We start from the raw sequence: 706 nt of genomic DNA on the forward strand, positions 1-706 counted from the left end.
GCTGCGCGACGCCGACGCGTTCCTCGCCGCGGTCGAGACCCGGCACACCTTCCGCGCCCTGCCGGCGGTTCTGGATGCCGGCACCGTCGGCACGCTCGCCCTCGACCTGTCCGGCGCCTGCCTGGGTCGCAGCGGCGACGCGTTCTCGGGTCTGGGCGGGTACGGCGTCGTGCGCGCCGTGACCGCGCCGGCCGTGGCGACCATACCGCCGGCCGCCCCGGTAGAAACGCATCCCGATCCGGTTGAAACCGCAAGCGTCGAGGTGCCGGACTTCGATCTTCCGTCCGACGCGAATACCGATCGCCCGAATGCCGCCGGTGAGCCGGATCGTGTGCTCCCCGACATCCGCAACGCCGCATGGCCTCCGGTCGCGGTCGCGACCGAACACCTCGACGACCATGCGGCTGGCGATCCCTGGTCCGGCGCGCGTGGCCCCGGTCGGGGGCACGAGGCCGTCGGCGTGGCACCGAACGCTCTCCTCTCCGGTGTGGTGCCGGAACCCGTCGCGGCGAGCCTTCCCATCGACCGCCCGGTGGCGGCGCAGGAGGGCACCGATGCCGCCCTGTCGGTGACCGAGCACGCGGCCTTCCGCGAGATCGCGCGCGCCCTCGGCGCCCGCTACGCAGGAGACGACGAGGTTCGCGAGGCGATCGACGCGGATGCGCGTGGCGCGGGCGCGGCGGTGATGCCCTTCCCTGTGCCGCGG

General features: G+C 74.2%; 2 protein-coding genes. One reads left to right on the forward strand and one right to left on the reverse strand.

Annotated features, from left to right (window positions below):
* Positions 1 to 400: hypothetical protein (locus FV222_RS30795; protein ID WP_210248525.1), on the reverse strand; the 400-nt coding region annotated here is incomplete at its 3' end.
* A 60-nt stretch (positions 401 to 460) separates the two neighbouring features.
* Here FV222_RS30795 and FV222_RS30800 point away from each other — a divergent pair.
* On the forward strand, positions 461 to 706 hold a 246-nt coding region (locus FV222_RS30800; RefSeq protein WP_210248526.1), incomplete at its 3' end, for a hypothetical protein.

Source organism: Methylobacterium sp. WL103, from assembly GCF_008039885.1.
GTDB lineage: Bacteria > Pseudomonadota > Alphaproteobacteria > Rhizobiales > Beijerinckiaceae > Methylobacterium > Methylobacterium cerastii.